General features: G+C 66.2%; 16 protein-coding genes. 6 read left to right on the forward strand and 10 right to left on the reverse strand.

Translation table 11 applies throughout. The annotated features are described in order from the left end of the window. Positions 1-152: 152 nt before the first annotated feature. The 5 genes from menE to HH308_RS22230 all read right to left on the reverse strand — a co-directional run bounded on the left by menE (position 153) and on the right by HH308_RS22230 (position 3,601). Positions 153-1,292, reverse strand: a complete 1,140-nt coding sequence (gene menE / locus HH308_RS22210; protein WP_170196455.1) for an o-succinylbenzoate--CoA ligase — start codon at positions 1,290-1,292, stop codon at positions 153-155. Positions 1,293-1,327: 35 nt separating this feature from the next. After that, entirely contained in the window at positions 1,328-1,660 is a 333-nt protein-coding gene (locus HH308_RS22215) for a DUF3349 domain-containing protein (protein WP_170196430.1), read from the reverse strand. Between the two features lie 91 nt (positions 1,661-1,751). Beyond that, positions 1,752-2,060, reverse strand: a complete 309-nt coding sequence (locus tag HH308_RS22220; protein ID WP_170196431.1) for a DUF3349 domain-containing protein — start codon at positions 2,058-2,060, stop codon at positions 1,752-1,754. A gap of 21 nt (positions 2,061-2,081) precedes the next feature. Continuing rightward, positions 2,082-2,357 carry a hypothetical protein gene (locus HH308_RS22225; RefSeq protein ID WP_170196432.1) on the reverse strand — a complete coding sequence of 92 codons (276 nt, stop codon included), beginning with the start codon at positions 2,355-2,357 and terminating at the stop codon, positions 2,082-2,084. A gap of 32 nt (positions 2,358-2,389) precedes the next feature. Further along, positions 2,390-3,601 carry an inorganic phosphate transporter gene (locus tag HH308_RS22230; RefSeq protein WP_170196433.1) on the reverse strand — a complete coding sequence of 404 codons (1,212 nt, stop codon included), beginning with the start codon at positions 3,599-3,601 and terminating at the stop codon, positions 2,390-2,392. Between the two features lie 193 nt (positions 3,602-3,794). On the opposite strand from HH308_RS22230, the gene HH308_RS22235 reads away from it, so the two are divergent. Next, on the forward strand, positions 3,795-4,856 hold the full coding sequence (locus HH308_RS22235; protein ID WP_170196434.1) for an LLM class F420-dependent oxidoreductase: 1,062 nt from the start codon (positions 3,795-3,797) through the stop codon (positions 4,854-4,856). A gap of 95 nt (positions 4,857-4,951) precedes the next feature. Here the strand turns inward: HH308_RS22235 and HH308_RS22240 are convergent, their stop codons facing one another. From HH308_RS22240 to HH308_RS22250, 3 genes are all read right to left on the reverse strand, one after another. Further along, positions 4,952-5,533, reverse strand: a complete 582-nt coding sequence (locus HH308_RS22240; protein WP_170196435.1) for a YdcF family protein — start codon at positions 5,531-5,533, stop codon at positions 4,952-4,954. A gap of 29 nt (positions 5,534-5,562) precedes the next feature. Next, a complete protein-coding gene (locus HH308_RS22245) occupies positions 5,563-6,735 on the reverse strand; it encodes a YncE family protein (RefSeq protein WP_170196436.1) in 1,173 nt (390 codons plus the stop codon). A gap of 364 nt (positions 6,736-7,099) precedes the next feature. Next, on the reverse strand, positions 7,100-8,059 hold the full coding sequence (locus HH308_RS22250) for a 1,4-dihydroxy-2-naphthoyl-CoA synthase (protein WP_170196437.1): 960 nt from the start codon (positions 8,057-8,059) through the stop codon (positions 7,100-7,102). Positions 8,060-8,165: 106 nt separating this feature from the next. Here HH308_RS22250 and HH308_RS22255 point away from each other — a divergent pair, with 106 nt between their 5' ends. Next, the gene (locus HH308_RS22255; RefSeq protein WP_170196438.1) at positions 8,166-9,128 is read left to right on the forward strand and encodes an esterase/lipase family protein; all 963 of its coding nucleotides are present in this window, start codon (positions 8,166-8,168) and stop codon (positions 9,126-9,128) included. Between the two features lie 71 nt (positions 9,129-9,199). After that, positions 9,200-9,847, forward strand: coding sequence for a PaaI family thioesterase (locus tag HH308_RS22260; protein ID WP_170196439.1), 648 nt, complete (start codon positions 9,200-9,202; stop codon positions 9,845-9,847). A gap of 302 nt (positions 9,848-10,149) precedes the next feature. Here the strand turns inward: HH308_RS22260 and HH308_RS22265 are convergent, their stop codons facing one another. Both HH308_RS22265 and HH308_RS22270 read right to left on the reverse strand, forming a co-directional pair. Then, positions 10,150-11,124 carry an IS481 family transposase gene (locus HH308_RS22265; RefSeq protein ID WP_170196440.1) on the reverse strand — a complete coding sequence of 325 codons (975 nt, stop codon included), beginning with the start codon at positions 11,122-11,124 and terminating at the stop codon, positions 10,150-10,152. 497 nt (positions 11,125-11,621) lie between these two features. Further along, on the reverse strand, positions 11,622-12,869 hold the full coding sequence (locus tag HH308_RS22270; protein ID WP_211188720.1) for a saccharopine dehydrogenase family protein: 1,248 nt from the start codon (positions 12,867-12,869) through the stop codon (positions 11,622-11,624). 76 nt (positions 12,870-12,945) lie between these two features. Between HH308_RS22270 and HH308_RS22275 the strand changes: the two genes are divergently transcribed. From HH308_RS22275 to HH308_RS22285, 3 genes are all read left to right on the forward strand, one after another. Beyond that, positions 12,946-13,563: a class I SAM-dependent methyltransferase gene (locus HH308_RS22275; protein WP_170196442.1), complete on the forward strand. Its 618-nt coding sequence runs from the start codon at positions 12,946-12,948 to the stop codon at positions 13,561-13,563. Positions 13,564-13,648: 85 nt separating this feature from the next. Beyond that, positions 13,649-15,307, forward strand: coding sequence for a 2-succinyl-5-enolpyruvyl-6-hydroxy-3-cyclohexene-1-carboxylic-acid synthase (gene menD, locus HH308_RS22280; RefSeq protein ID WP_170196443.1), 1,659 nt, complete (start codon positions 13,649-13,651; stop codon positions 15,305-15,307). A gap of 41 nt (positions 15,308-15,348) precedes the next feature. Next, positions 15,349-15,789 carry a DUF3592 domain-containing protein gene (locus HH308_RS22285; RefSeq protein ID WP_170196444.1) on the forward strand — a complete coding sequence of 147 codons (441 nt, stop codon included), beginning with the start codon at positions 15,349-15,351 and terminating at the stop codon, positions 15,787-15,789. The last annotated feature ends 209 nt before the right edge of the window (positions 15,790-15,998 follow it).

Genomic DNA, 15,998 nt, shown 5'->3' on the forward strand with positions numbered 1-15,998 from the left:
CGAGCGGAGCGAGTCGAAACCCCGCCGGCCGGGTAATGACGCAACCCCCAGCGTCACGGTGGTTTCGACTCGGCTTCGCCTCGCTCAACCAGCAGGATGCGGCGAAGCGGGGTGCGCGCAAGATATCAATACCATTAGGTGCGACACACGCGCTATCCGCCCAGCATCGTCCGCAGTGCCCGACGATCGATCTTGCCCGGACCGCGCGTCGGCAACTCGTCGACGATCACCAATTCGCGGGGCGCGGCATACCGGTCCAGGCGCTCGGCGACCCGACCGGCCACGACGTCGAGCGTCGGCCGCACGTCGCCCGCGGTGACCACGACGGCCACCACCCGCTGTCCGAGCCGTTCGTCGTCGACGCCGACGACGGCGCATTGCGCGATCGACGGGTCGTCGAGCACCACCGCTTCGACGACCTGAGGCACGATGGTCAGTCCGCCGGTGGTGATCGCCTCGTCGGCCCGTCCGACGATCGACAGCACGCCGTCGACGACGTGCCCGAGGTCGTCGGTGCGGAACCAGCCGGGCGCGGCGAATGCGGGGTGGTCGGGCAGATTGCGATAGCCGTGTGCGACCGTCGCACCGCCGAGGATCACCCGCCCGACGCCGTGTTCGTCGGGGTCGACGATCCGGATCGACACTCCGGGCAACGGCACACCGTCGTAGACGCAGCCGCCCGCGGTCTCGCTCATCCCGTACGTGCGGACGATACGCACACCGGCGTCGACGGCGCGCTCGTGCAATGCGGCCGGCGTGGCCGCGCCGCCGACGAGCACGGCATCGAATCCGCGGAGAACCTTTGTGGCAGAAGAAGATTCGAGAACCTTGAGTAACTGGGTCGGCACCAGCGAGGTGTAGCGCCGGTCCGCGTCGAAGGACTGCGCGGCAGTTATGAATTCCTCGACGTCGAATCTGGCGGACACGTCGAGGACGCTCGGCGTGAATCCGGCGGCCAGGGCGCGCAGCAGTACCTGCAGGCCGGCGATGTGATGCGCGGGCAGAGCGAGCAGCCAGTTGCCGGGGCCGCCGAGGTGCGACGCCGTGGCCCGCGCCGAGGCTCCCAGCGTCCGGGCGGTATGGACCGCGCCCTTGGGAGTGCCCGTCGTGCCCGACGTCGCGACGACCAGTGCGGCGTCGTCGGCGATGGGGCGATCGGCGCCGAGGGCGTCGCGCAGCAGCGTCGACGTCGGGTCGTCGGGGTCGGCGGGGACGGGCAGATACGTCGCGTCGCCGGCGAGCAACTCGTGCAGACGGGGGACGACGTCGAGGACCGCTGGGCCGACGGGCATCGGCAGTGCGGTGAGCAGGCGAGACTGCGCGGTGTTCACTCGTCGGTCGTCGTCGGCGGTCCGAGTGGATGATCGTCGAACGGCCAGCCGGCGCCTTCGAGAACGGTCCGGACTCGTGCGACGTCGGACTCGGCGGGCAACTCCTCGGTGACCTTGGTGATCGCGACACCGGCGTCGATCTTGGAGATCTGTTCGGCGGGCGGTCGGGCTTCGTTGATCAGGGTGATGGCGACGTCGTGCACTTCTTCCTCGGACAGTTGCCGACGCAGAAGGGCGACGAGCGGAATGTAGTCGCCTTGTGGCACGCCATTGGGGTAGCCGGCTCGCAGCCAGTTGAGGACACTTTTCAAAAACGTCGGGCGATCCATACGGCACCTCCTTCATTCAACGCAAGAATAGTAAAACGAAGGCTCCCGCAGCATTATTGCTACGGGAGCCCTGGTCAGGGAGCCGACTGCCCTATCTGGCGGAGACCTCGGACGTCAGCGGCCAACCGGCGGCGGCCAAGCGGCTGGCGACCTGGTTGATCTCCTCGGCGTTCGGCGTCTTCTCGGTGACCTGTGCGATCGCGTTGTGGATGCGCTCTTCGGTCAGCGGGGTGTCGGCGCCGTGTTCGCGGGCGAGGGTCAGCGCCACCTGGGTGACCTGGGTTTCGTCGAGAACACGGGTGAGCAGAGCGAGCAGCGGGGGAAACTCGGTCGGATCGATGCCCTCGGGGTATCCCTTGCGAACCCACGAGATGATGGATTCGAACGGTGTCTGGGTCATTGGATGCGTCTCGCTTTCGGTTCAGCCGAACGGGAAGATCTTGACGTGGAAGTAGTAGTTGATCGTTCCGCGGGTGATCCACAGGATGCCGGTCACAATTACCAGTGCGACGATCGCGAACAACACGATGCCGAGATACTTGAGGATCGGATTGGGTGCCGAGACCGTGCCGTCGTCGTGAACGGTGCCGGATCCGTCGGCGTACCAGCGCAGTCCCACCGCGAACAGTGCGGGCAGACCCGCGCCGAGCAGGAGGCCAACTGCGAGTACTTTGGCGATCGCTTCAACGATGTCCATGAGTTCTTCTCAGTCCTTTAGTCAGTCTCTGGTCAGGCGACAGTCGTCGACTTGGGGGTGTCTGCCGTATCGGCCGGGATGAGGCCGTTCTCGTCGGTCCACTCGGCGTTGACGTTGCCCGCGTCGACCTTGTTCTGCTGTGCGCGCCAGTACATGTAGCTCGCCAGGGCGATGAGGACCACGAAGATCGCGATGGCGCCGGGTAGGTCGCCGATGGCCGAGGCCAGGAAGTAGCAGAGTGCGCCGACGACGCCCGCGGCGGGCAGGGTGGTGACCCAGGCGACCACCATGCGGCCGGCGACCGCCCAGCGAACTTCGGCGCCCTTCTTGCCGACACCCGAACCGAGGATCGAGCCGGTGGCGACGTGCGTGGTCGACAGTGCCATGCCAGCGGCCGACGAGGTCAGGATGATCGCCGCCGAGCTGGCCTCAGCGGCCAGACCCTGCGGGGGAGCGATCTCGACGAGGCCCTTGCCGAGGGTGCGGATGATGCGCCAGCCGCCCAGGTAGGTGCCCAGGGCGATAGCGGCGGCACAGCTGAAGACCACCCAGAACGGCAGACCGTGCTTGACCGAGCCCGCATCGAGGTGACCCGAGGCGATCAGGGCCATGGCGATGACGCCCATCGTCTTCTGCGCGTCGCCGGTGCCGTGAGCGAGCGAGACCAGCGATGCGGTTGCGATCTGGCCGTAGCGGAAGCCGTTGTCCTTCTGGCGATCGGCGAGCTTGTTGGTGATCGCGTAGATCAGCCAGGTTCCGGTGGCGGCCACGACGCAGGCGATCACCGGTGCGAGCAGCGCGGGGATGATGATCTTGCCGAGGATGCCGTGCCAGTTGATGCTGACGGCGGCGGCGATGCCCGCGCCGATCAGGCCGCCGAACAGGGCGTGCGAGGAGCTCGACGGCAGGCCGAACAGCCAGGTGAAGAGGTTCCAGAGGATGCCGCCGACAAGGCCGGCGAAGATGATCAGCAGTGCGGTTTCGGCGTTCAGTCCGCTGGCGAGGCCGCCGTTCTTGGACTGGATGTTCAGCACATCCTTGGTGATGGTCGCTGCGACCTCTACTGAGAGGAACGCGCCGACGAGGTTCAGGATGGCCGAGATGCCAACCGCGACCTTGGGTTTGAGGGCTCCGGTTGCGATGGAGGTTGCCATGGCATTGCCGGTGTCGTGGAATCCGTTGGTGAAGTCGAATCCGAGTGCTGTGATGATCAGCAGTACAAGGATAAGCATCTCTGCGCTCATGGCTTAAATGATGCTGTGTGCGCGCCCGATTCACCTAACTAACGCGGAGATTCGCAGGGGCGCTGACCAGCGTCTTTGCCTTAAGAATCGCTGAGTTCACCAACTGTTCATCTTTTCGTCTGCGCGATGCAACCCAAGCGGGTGCGAGTCAGTCGACGACCGTGCCGTGCCACCCGTGACACAATCGGCAACTATGACCTCAATCAAGCTGGGTATGCCCATCAATTACGCGGGCGACTTCCGTGAGACCATCGCCAATCTGGCCGACTTCGAGAGCGTCGGCGTGAGTCGCATCGCGGTTCCCGAGGCGTACAGCTTCGACGCCGTGAGCCAACTCGGTTACATCGCGGCGAAGACCGAGACGATGGAACTGCAGACCGCGATTCTGCCGATGTACTCGCGCACCCCCACCAATTTGGCGATGACCGCGGCCGGGCTCGACTACATCTCCGGCGGGCGCGCAGTGCTGGGCATCGGGGCATCCGGGCCGCAAGTCATCGAAGGCTTTCACGGCGTCAAATACGACTTCCCGCTCGGTCGTGCACGGGAGAACGCTGACATCTGTCGCAAGGTGTGGCGCCGCGAGAAGGTCGAGTACGCGGGCAAGTACTACACCCTTCCGCTCGACGCCGAACACGGCGGCAGCGGACTGGGCAAGGCGCTCAAGATCATCAATCATCCCGTGCGCGAACGTATTCCGATGCTTCTGGCGGCAATCGGGCCGAAGAACGTCGAGCTGGCCGCGGAATTGTTCGAGGAGTTCCAGCCGTTCCTCTTCCACCCCGAGTACGTCGACGCCGCCTTCGGTGAACCGCTCGCGGCGGGTAAGGCCAAGCGTGACCGGGCACTGGGCGATCTCGGCATCGTCGTGCAGGCGGCCGCGCTGGTGACCGAGGACCAGGACGCGATCGCCGCGGCGTTGGAGACCGTCCGCCACCATGCCGCGCTCTACATCGGCGGCATGGGTGCCCGTGGCAAGAACTTCTACAATTCGCTCGTCGTCCGCTACGGCTACGCCGACGAGGCCAAGCTCATCCAGGACCTCTACCTCGACGGCAAGAAGGCCGAGGCAGCGGCGGCGGTCCCCGACGAACTGGTCCGCGCGATGTCGCTCATCGGGCCGAAATCCTATGTCGCCGAGCGCGTAGCGGCGTTCAAGGCGGCGGGTGTGACCGTCATCCTCGCCTCAGCATCGGCCGGGACCCACCCCGAACGCGTGGAGACCATGGCCGCGCTGCGCGAGTACTTCGACTAGCGACCTACTGAAATCTGGAAAATAGCAGGTCACCGACGGCAGAATGCCCTCGGTGACCTGCTATTTGCCGGTTTTCAGTAGGCCCCGGCCCGACCTCAGCACCCGAGCACGGCGGCCTTCGCCAGACCAGCGAACTGGTAGGCGTAGGTGAAGGCCACCACCGGCGGCAGCGTGGAATAGGTGCGGGGGACGGCGCGCATCACCAGCTCGCCGCTGAAGCACTGGCCGAACACGTAACGTGCGCGCACCAGGTGGTAGCGCCAGCTGATCACCATGAGTGACCGCCAATGGTACTGTGTGGCAAGGGTTTTCACGTACATGGCCTCGCCTCGCGTCGTCTCGGGGTCGGGGATGAAACAGCGCACGGTGACGCCGGTGATACGCGTGGAGCACGCTGCGGTCATCACCTCGGTGTCGGAGTCATTGCGCGGATGGTAGGGATCGGAGATCAGGACCGTCGACGCATAGCCCTGCCGCGCGAGGTTCAATCCGTAGAACTCGCGGCCGTCATGGTCGCCGCCGAGCACGACGATGGCGTCGACGTGGCGCAGCCGATCGCTGTGGTCGACGGTGAACAGCCGATACCCGGTTACCGAAAAGGCAATGGCCACAACGACAATCGTCGCCAACGCGGCTTTGAGCCGGCGTCGGCGACGAGAGGTCTTCGGTTCAGGCATGGCGTAGCACACCGTACGCCGGCAACCTGCTAACCGACTGAGCGAACCTTCCAGACGCGGTCGGTGCCGCGGTTGAGCTTGTACCCGCCGTCGAGCGCGGCGCTGGATTTGTCGATGACCAGGAAGGTGTCGCGCTTCCAGGCGAGCAGCTGGTTGGGCAGCAGACCGGTGGTGAGCAGCCGGCTGACCCCCAGGGTGCGTTGATCGATCACCGAGATGTAGCCGCCGAAGTAGTTCGCCACGTACACCTCCCCGCCGAAGATCAGCAGGGAGTTGGCGCCCGGTCCGCTCAGGACGTTGGCGATGTGCGCGCCGGTGCGCAGGTTGTGGACGCTGACGTACCCCTTGTACAGGTCGTTCACGTACACGCGGTTGGTGCGGACGTCGACGGCGATGCTGCCGTGGCCCTGCGTGTCGTCGAGCGTCGCGTTCCACCGCACGCTGGCGTGCACCGCGGCGCCGCCGGGGCGGGTGATCCGGAACTGGGTCAGACTCGTGTAGTACGACGGCGTCGTGACGGTCGCGCCGGCCGCGGTGTCGTCGGTGATGGCGATCCCCGTGCCCATCTGCTTGCCACCGCCCGGGATCACCGCCTGGCCGAGTGGCTGCAGCGTCCTCATGTCGAAGAACATCAGTCCGCCCGGGCGCGCCGTCGTGACGATAGCCACGCCGATTCCCTCGGCGAATACGATGCCGTGCGCGTGGGAGATGCCGGTGAACGTCTTAAGCAGCTTGCCGGTGTTCTTGTTCCAGACGTTGACCTCGTTCGACGGTGCGCCGGTTGTCCACAGGGTGTCGCCGGTCTTGGGGATGCCGATCTCGTATGCACCGGCGATGGTGCCGTGTCCGCCGGTGTCGGCCTTGCGGGTGATGCGGATGCGCTTGAGCAGGCGCATGGTGTTCGGGTCGACTTTCAAGATCGACGACTCCGACGCACCCTCGAGGGGTGAGACATTCGTCAGCCACAGGCTGCCGGTCTGCGGGTCGATCGCGCCGCGGTAGTTGCCCTTGCCGACGTTGTAGCCGGTGATCTGGTAGCCGGGTACCTGCGGTGCGGTCGGGGGAGGCAGTGCTTCCCAGCTGCGGGCCATCGGATCCTGTTGTGGGGCGGCCGACGCCGTGGTCGGCGCCGCGATCGCGGTACCGACCACGGCTGCAACGGCGACGGCAAGCAAGTGTGCGCGGCGAAACGTCGAGGTCATGCCGAGTAGCTTAGGCTATCCACACCTCGGGTGGACGGTCGGTGCCGCAGCGGCGCAGCGGTCCGGCACCTGACTCAATCCCGCGTACATCACCCGCCCCACCGGTAACATCGGATCGATGTTGCATGCACCTCGGGCGCTGACGCGCTCCTGGTGTGACGCGCGCCTGGTGTTGAGGTTGTGGCGCTCCTGGCGTTGAGGTGGTGGAGAGTGTGATCCGCCGGGCCGAGTGCACTGAGGCTGAAATCTGCTTGCTCAGCGGTGGCGGGGTGACTGTTCCCCCGGCGCCGGTGACGGGACAGAGTGCAATCGGCCGCTCGGGGTCAGAGGGCCGCACGACCACACCGTCAGCTGTGACACCCAATTAGTAGTAATACGGGAAGGCGTCCCAATTGGGATCGCGCTTCTCCAGGAACGCGTCGCGTCCCTCGACGGCCTCGTCGGTCATGTAGGCCAGCCGCGTGGCCTCACCGGCGAACACCTGCTGGCCCATCAGTCCGTCGTCGGTCAGGTTGAACGCGAACTTCAGCATCCGCTGCGCCGTCGGCGACTTACCGTTGATCTTGCGCGCCCACTCGATCGCAGTCTTTTCCAATTCGGCATGCGGCACAACACGATTCACTGCGCCCATGTGATACATCGTCGCGGCGTCGTAGGCCTCGCCGAGGAAGAAGATCTCGCGGGCGAACTTCTGCCCGACCTGCTTGGCGAGATAAGCACTGCCGTAACCGGCGTCGAACGACCCGACGTCGGCGTCGGTCTGCTTGAACCGCGCGTGTTCGGCGGAGGCGAGGGTGAGGTCGGCGACCGAGTGTAGCGAGTGGCCGCCGCCGGCCGCCCACCCGTTGACGACGGCGATGACGACCTTGGGCATGGTGCGGATCAGGCGTTGGACTTCGAGGATGTGCAGGCGCCCGCCCTCGGCCTTCACTCGGGCTTCGTCGACGCTCGCGGAGTCGGCCGCGGCCACATCGGAGTCGTGCGACGTCGCGTATTGATACCCCGACCGTCCGCGGATCCGCTGATCGCCACCGGAACAGAATGCCCAACCGCCGTCCTTGGGGCTCGGGCCGTTGCCGGTCAGCAGAATGGTCCCGACGTCGGGGGAGCGGCGGGCATGGTCAAGGGTGCGATAGAGCTCGTCGACGGTGTGCGGGCGGAAGGCGTTGCGCACCTCGGGCCGGTTGAAGGCGATCCGCACGATTCCGTTGGCCCGGCCCTCACCGACGTGGCGGTGATAGGTGATATCGGTGAGATCGTCGAACCCGTCGACGGTTCTCCACTGCGAAGGATCGAAGGGGGTGGCTGCCGGTGATGCGCTCATGCGGTCAACCCTAGTGACCGCGCTCGGCGTGGTCGGGCGCTGGGCGCTCGACGTCGACGACACATTTGGTTAGGCATGCCTATACGAGTGTGATTCAATCGTGACCATGAATCTGACCCGTCGTTGCGCGAGCATCGCGCTCGCCGTGGTGGCCACCGTCGTCGTCGCGTTGCCGACGTCGACCGCGGTCGTCGCCCAGGCTGCCCCCGCTCCCGTGCCCGCTACGACGCCGGTGAAGCAGAACGTGAAGATCCCGTTGATCTACGTGGCCAGCGCGATCGAGACCGCGACGCTCGCGGAGTCGTTCGCGACCCCGATGCGGCTGCGCGGCTACGACGTTCACGTCTTTACGACCAAGGACGACAACGACCCCGCCAACAACCCCTTCTATACGATCCGCGGCAACTCGGCCAAGCTCGGTCGGTTCGTCACCGCGTTGTCGCGAAAGACCGGGCAGAAGCGATTCGACGTCGTCGGGGCGTCGCAGACCGGTCTGGTGATCCGGTACTGGCTCAAGTACTACGGCGGTCAGCAGATGGCGCGCAACGTAGTGCTGCTGTCCGGAATCGTCAAGGGGTCGCCGTACCAGGCGCAATGGCTCCGACAGGGCAAGTGCCCTCCCCCCGATCGGCTGCAGTACCTTCCGCCGCAGTACCGCAAGGTCAACCCGACGCCGGCGTGTGCCGAAGAGGCGATGGGCAGCAAGGTGGTCAACGCGCTGAACACCCCACGCGAAGCGTTGCCGGGGATCCGCTACACCAACATCACCACGCTGCAGGAAGAAGAGGCCGCACCGTATTGGATCAACCTGATGTCGGGGCCGGGTGACTACCGAAACGTCATCACGCAGAACCTGTGCCCCAACGATCCGGTGGTGCACATCAACATGACCCTGCTGCCGTCGATGCAGTCGCTCGTCGACAGCGCGTTGCGTGGCGGGCGGTTGACGATGGACTGCATGGTGCCGGTGGTCCCCGGCGTGCCCACCCTCCGGGACACCATCAAGCCGCTCAAGTCGCCGCCGGGCATCAGCCTTCCCTCGGGGTACCCGGTCCCGCGAGGCTATTGACACTTGCCCGTCCAGCGGGAGTTGGTCACGCCGATGCAGGGGCGTCGAGCAGGGTCTTATACGTTGGATTGATGAGTGCACAGCCTGATGTCGAGTCCAGCTCGGCCAGTGACGCCCACGAGGGCGGTTTCCGACCGACGTTCGACGTCAGCACCGAACGCGGTGGCCCGAATTACGGCAAGTTCGTCGGGCAGGTACGCGAGTTCATGGATCGCGTCCGCGCCGCGCTGCCCAGCGCCGAGCTCACCGACGAGCTGCTCGCCGACCTCAAATCGATGAACGCCAAGCTGGTCGATTTCGAGACCGACGAGTGGACCTCGCCGTCGGGAACTCGCATCGACCTTCCCGCGCGCGGGAACATCACCCTGCCGCCGTACGACATCGTCGACGCCGGACCCGACGGCGTCGACGCCACCATCACCTTCACCCGGTTCAATCTCGGCGGCAATGGCGCGGCGCACGGTGGCTTCGTCGCGTTGCTGTTCGACGATCTCGGCGGCATGGCGGCGGCGTTGAACATCGAAGGCATCTGTCGCACAGCCTATTTGAAGATCGACTACCGGTCCCTGACGCCGCTGAACAGCGAGCTGGCCGTACGTTGCTGGGTGGATCGCGTGGAAGGGCGCAAGGTGTACGTGCGGGGAACCCTGCACGAAGGCGACCGCCTGTGCGCCGAGATGGACGCCTTGTTCATCAAGCTCAAGCCGGGTCAGCCGTAAGTCGGGAACCGTGTGGGTGTCTGGGGTGAGCGTCGCTGGTGAATCCAAGTTTGCGCGAGGTCGAGCCGAGACCCTCCCGTCCGCTGGTTGTGCGAGGCGTAGCCGAGTCGGAACCGGACGACTTGTTGGCGAGTCTGACGGGCGACGTGGGTGCGAAATCGGTTGTGCCACCATGGTTTCGACGCGTTCGTCACTTCGACTCGGCTAGCGCCGCGCTCAGTACGGCGGCTAACGCTCCGCACGGCTCAACCTGGTTTCACCGGTCGTGGCCACTCCATCTGCTGGTTGAGCCGCGAGGAGCGCTAGCTGTAAGACCCGGGGAGGTTGTGAACGCGTAGGCGTTCGATCGGGGTGAGTCCGCCGATGCCGCTGTGGGGTCGGTGGTGATTGTAGTGGTGTAGCCAGTCGGGGTAGGTCGCTGCGCGTTGCTGTTCGCTGGTGTAGAGCTGTGCGTAGGCCCATTCGTGGCCGAGGGTGCGGTTGAAGCGTTCGGCTTTGCCGTTGGTTTGCGGCCGGTAGGGGCGTGTGCGTTTGTGTGTGATGTCGCCGAGCGCTTCGGCGAAAAGCTTTGAGCGGTAACAGGATCCGTTGTCGGTGAGCACGCGCTGCACGGTGACGCCGAGGTCGTTGAAGAATGCGTTGGCGCGCGTCCAGAATGCTGCGGCGGTTTCCTTTCGTTCATCGCTGAGGATCTCGGAGTAGGCGACCCGCGAGTGGTCGTCGACTGCGTGGTGCAGGTAGGCGTACCCGGGCCGTTGTTGGTGGTTGCGACGATTGCCCAGCGTGCGCCCGACTTTGCGGTGTCCACCTCCATCGGGAATCCGCCCGAGCTTCTTGATGTCGACATGGATCAGGTCACTGGGTTTGTCGTGTTCGTAGCGGCGTGGTCGCGGTCGTTGTACGGGCAGTCCGGTGGCCTCATCGAGATGGCGCAGCAGTGGCATCCGGTAGCGGCGTAACACCGCCTCGACGGTGGATCGGGCGATGTTTAGGTGCGCGGCGATACGTGCAGCGCCCCACCGATTCAGGAAGCGTAGCTTGATGATTCGCCGTTCGCGGCGCTGCGGGAGTCGGTGGGGTGAATGGTGCGGGCGGCTGGACATGTCGGCCATGCCGGGCTCTCCGCGGACACGGTAGCGGTCCGCCCATTTCTTGGCCGTGGCCGGTGAGCAGTTGAAGCGCTGCGCAGCGCGTCGCAGCGGCCAGCCGTCGTCAACGACGCACTGCGCCAGGGCCAGACGGCCACGTTCGGTCAGGAAGGCATTACGGTGGGTCATGAGGGCCTTTCGGTACTCGGCGTGTGTGTGGTAACCACACCGATACCGGAGGCCCTCACCTGTCTCGAGTCGCCACGCCGTTCACAACCTCCCCGGGTCTTACAGCTAGCGACGAGCGTGTCGAAACCTCTGTACCACAATGCATTTGATGGTGGCGCACGTGTCGAACTGTGACGGAATCGAACATCGAGGCGTGTGCACCCGTAGAGTGCACACGCGTCACTTGCCGGGTGTCATCGTCGATGTTGGTGCGCATCGTCGAAAGTCGTTGTGGCTGAGAGGTTTCGACACGGACTCGGCTAGTACCACTTCGACTCGGCTAGCGCCTCCCTCAGCACGGTGCTCGGTCCGGCTCAACGCTTCGGTCGGTGGATCCAGGCTCAACCTAGGCTCAACCAGGCCTCAACCAGCGGATGGGGCCTACCGTCGGTGAATTCAGGCCTCAGCCAGCGGTGAAGGCCACCGGCGCCGCATCGCGGCCGAACTTCGCTAGCCGGTTATCCCAGCTTCTGCACATCCAATGACAGTCCTGCGGCGCGCAGTCGGTCGGCCAGGGCGTCGCCCATCGCCACCGCCGGGGTCAGTACGCCGGCTCGTGCGGGTAGCTTGTCGCGGTCGAGGGCGAGAGTGAGCGCGCTCTCCCCGAGCATGACGGCGGTGGCCTTGTAGCCCGGGTCGCCGCTGGCGCGGATCTGTGAGCGATAACGCGCACCCGTCGTGGTGCGGGTGAATGTCTGCGTGACGAAGTAGCCCTTGTCGCGGGCCTTCTCGCTGGGCCCGTCACCGGGCGCGGGCAGCACCCTGTCGAGCACCTTGCGGACCGGTGGGATCGACAGACCGCCGAAGAACGCGCCGAGGCTGACGGCGACCGCGCTCGCCGCGATCGTCGACACGACCGGCGTCGAACCGACCGCCATCGCTTCGCCGTAGTGGAAGTAGGGACCGTACGCATCGTGGAGCAACGCGTTGCTGCGCCGGACGATTCGGGTGTTGGCCGACGCCATGAAGAACGGCGCCAGCGTGCCCCGCAACGACGGATCCACCGCCTTCGCCCGGACCAGTGAGATGTCCGACGGCTCGGAGCTGCGTCGCGCCGCAACCGTCTCGGCCGGCCCCGACGACAGCGCCTGCGGATTTAGCAGCACCCGACGCACGGCGGGATCTTTCGCCTGGTCGCTGATGACGCGCATCGAGTCGATGGTGCCGCCGGATACGCCGCCGCGCATCGCCTTGACGATCATCGTGGTGTCGGTGAGATGCCCGGCGTCGTCGTCGGAGATCCTGCGGTACAGCAGGTAGACGCCCAAATCGGAAGGGATGGAATCGAATCCACAGGCGTGGACGATGCGTGCGCCGGTGGCGACGGCGGTCTCGTGTGCCTTGTCGATGGAGTAGCGGACGAACGGAACCTCGCCGGTCAGATCGACGTAGTCGGTGCCGGCGCTCGCGGCCGCGGTCACCAGTGCCTGGCCGTAGCGCAGGTACGGCCCGACGGTCGTGCAGATCACCTGGGTGCGGACCACCATGGCGTCGAGGCTCGACGGGGTGTCGGAATCGGCGACCACCAACGGCCAGTTCGCGGCCGCGGCCGGCAACTTGGCGCGGATGGCGGCCAGTTTGGTCTCCGACCTTCCGGCCAGAGCGATCTTGGTGTCGGCCGGCGCATGCTCGGCCAGGTAGCGGGCGGTCAGCTCACCGACGAAACCGGTGGCGCCATAGACGATGACATCGAACTCGCGACTCATGGGCGCAACCATAGCGTGGCGCGGTGAACCGAACATCCACCCACGGTCGGAATGTCTCACCCACTACGGTGAGCCGATGGGCTTCTACTCCGACCGCATCCTCCCGCACGTGATCGAGGCGACCTGCGGCATGCCCGCGATGCGCAAGCCCCGGCGTCGGGCATGTGCCGGACTGGCAGGCAGCGTCGTCGAGATCGGCTTCGGGTCGGGCACCAACGTCGGGTGCTACCCCGACGACGTCACCGAGGTCACCGCCGTCGAACCGTCGGACAAGGCATGGGAGATGGCCGCTGAGCGGGTCGCGGCGTCGACGGTGCCGATCACTCGCGGCGGGCTCGACGGTCAACGACTTCCCTTCGCCGACAACACTTTCGACGCCGCGTTATCGACGTACACGATGTGCACCATCCCCGACCTGCCGGCCGCCCTGGCCGAACTGCGGCGCGTCGTGAAACCCGGCGGCACGCTGCACGTCCTGGAACACGGCCGCGCCCCCGACGCCGACGTCCGGCGCTGGCAGCACCGCCTCGACCCGATTCAGTACCGCATCGGCGGCGGCTGCTCGCTCTCGCGCGACATCCCGAAGTTCCTCGTCGACGCCGGCTGGGACGTCGTCGAACTCGATCAGTACTACGCGAAGAAGACGCCGCGGCTGTTCGGTGCGACGTCGCTGGGCGTTTTCCGAAGCGCCTGACTTCTGCGGCGCGCGTGACGACAGTGCATGTGGTGTGCGCGATGCCACGTTCGACGCCGTGCCCGCGGCGCATACGCTGGAACCCATGAATCCGTCCACCCTGCAGGCTCGCGTCATCGTCGACGAATTGATTCGCGGCGGCGTGACCGACGCTGTGCTGTGTCCCGGATCGCGTAACGCGCCGCTGGCGTTCGCCCTGCATGCGGCCGATCAGCAGGGCCGACTGAGGCTGCACGTCCGCATCGACGAGCGGTCGGCGGGATACCTGGCACTCGGGCTGGCCGTCGCGCAGCGCCGACCCGTGCCGATCGTCATGACCAGCGGAACCGCCGTCGCCAACATGAGTCCGGCGGTCTTCGAGGCCAACTACGCGCGCGTCCCGCTGGTGGTCATCAGCGCCAACCGGCCGTACGAATTGCTGGGGTCCGGGGCCAATCAGACCGTCGAACAGTTCGGCATCTTCGGCACGCAGGTCCGCGCGACGATCAGCCTCGGACTCGCTGAGCAGGATCTCGACACCAACAGCCAGTGGCGCTCGGCCGTCGGGCGCGTGCTCGCCGCCGCGCGCGGTGCCCGCACCGGCAACGCCGGACCCGTCCAGTTCGACATTCCGCTGCGCGAACCGCTCGTCCCCGACGCCGACTCCGATCCCGACGACGATCTCGGCGCCTTCGCCGGTCGCGCCGCCGGAGCGCCATGGACGCTGGCGCCGGTCGGCAAGCTCGACGTTCCCATTCCGATCGATCTGAGCCTGGACACCGTCGTCGTAGCCGGTCACGGTGCGGGAGTGTCGCCCGAGCTGGCTGGTATCCCGACCGTCGCCGAACCGACTGCACCGCAACCGGATTCGGCTCTGCATCCGCTCGCGCTGGGATTGATCAAACCGCAGCAGGCCATCATCTGCGGCCGCCCGACGCTGCACCGCGGCGTGTCCCGGCTGCTCGCCGACCCGAACGTGCGCGTCTACGCGATCACCACCGGACCGCGCTGGCCCGACGTGTCCGGCAACGTCGTCGCAACCGGAACACGCGTCGAAGCGTCGGGTGCGCCGCGCGAAGAATGGCTCAAGGAATGTGCGCAAGCGCAGCAGCGCGCGGTCGGGGCGGTCGACGCCGTGCTCGACGAACCAGGCCCGACGACGGGCCTGCACATCGCCCGGATCGTCAGCGGCGCGGTGCGATCCGGCGATCAGCTGGTCGTCGGGTCGAGCAATCCGATCCGCGACATCGCACTGGCCGGGCACGTCGTCGACGGGGTGACGGTGCTGTCGAACCGGGGTGTCGCCGGCATTGACGGCAACACCTCGACGGCCATCGGAGCTGCTCTGGCGCAACAGGTTTCGTCGCCGGACGCGCAGACCATCGCGCTCTTCGGTGACCTGACCTTCATCCACGACGCCACCGGGCTGGTCATCGGGCCGGGCGAGCCGCGACCGTCGGCGCTGCGGATCGTCGTCGCCAACGACGACGGCGGCGGTATCTTCGGTCTGCTCGAACAGGGCGATCCTCGGTTCAACAGCGGTCGCTATTCGGGTGCCTACGAGCGGGTCTTCGGGACGCCGCACCGCACCGACTTGGCGTCGTTGTGCGCGGGCTTTCACGTGCCGCATCGTCGGGCGACGATCGAGGACTTGCCCGCCCAGCTGACCGGTCCGCGGCCCGACGGCGGGATCGAGGTCATCGAGGTGACCACCGACCGCACGCGGTTGCGCGAGGTTCACGCCGCGATCGCTGCGCGGCTATAGGGATGCGGATCGCACGTGGTTGGGCCTCTAAACTGAGCCTCATGAATCCGACGGTGCAGCGCAACACCCAGATCGTGCTGCTCTGCATCGGGGCCGTCGTGACGTTGATGGCGGTCGTGCTGGTCGCCGGGTGCTATCTCAACGATTCACGCATCAACGCCAACAAGGGCACGGTGATCGCCGACGTCGTGTCTGCCGACACCCTGCACGCCGCGGTGACGATGCAGACCCCGGACGGGCAGATCTACAGTCCTCGGCTGGGCTTGCTGTATCCCACGGAGCTCGCCGTCGGTGAACGCATCAGCGTCGACTACGACATCACCAACCCTGACCTGGCCCGTCCCACCGGCCGGGACTGGACGTTGTCGCTGTTGCCGGCGGTGTCGATCGCGGTCATCGGGTGGATTGCAGTCGCCGTCGTGATGGTGCTGGTGGCAGAGGTGAGCCGGAGATTGCGGAGGCGTTCGTCGCCGGGACGTTGACTCCGGACAGGGGCTGGGCCGAGTCTCGAGGAGTGTCGCCTCGGTCGGATCTGTTCGCTGATGTGAATCTGTGGTGTTGAGATTGGGCGTCGCCGGCTGATGAGCGGTCGGCGTTGAGTGGAAACTGCCTTGTTCAGCGGCGGCCGGTGGTTGGCGTGGTGTGTCGGCTGGGAGAAATTCGTCCGAATAGTGGGCCGGCGAGGGCATTT

This window comes from Gordonia asplenii, assembly GCF_012933505.1.
In the GTDB taxonomy this organism is placed as follows: Bacteria; Actinomycetota; Actinomycetes; order Mycobacteriales; family Mycobacteriaceae; genus Gordonia; species Gordonia asplenii.